The 230-nt window shown below is 59.6% G+C and carries 1 protein-coding gene; it reads left to right on the top strand.

Translation table 11 applies throughout. The features are described from left to right. Positions 1–73 precede the first annotated feature (73 nt). The coding region (locus AF337_RS40975; protein ID WP_193393668.1) for an AzlD family protein at positions 74–230 on the top strand (157 nt) is incomplete at its 3' end.

The raw sequence follows: 230 nt of genomic DNA on the forward strand, positions 1-230 counted from the left end.
GGTATATCGCAGCCGGTGCTTTGGCCGGACTGGTGATGGCTTTCTGGAAGGGTCGGGTACAGGAGCAGGCCGCATGACGCTTGATATCAATACCCTGCTTGCCATCCTCGCTATGGCATGCGCGACGATTTTCACGCGCATCAGTGGTCTCGTCCTCATCCGTCATGTGCAGCTGGACGAACGCTGGAAAACGGCGATTGAGGCGATCCCGCCAGCGGTCCTGATGGCCG

This window comes from Rhizobium ecuadorense, from assembly GCF_001187535.1.
GTDB lineage: Bacteria > Pseudomonadota > Alphaproteobacteria > Rhizobiales > Rhizobiaceae > Rhizobium > Rhizobium ecuadorense.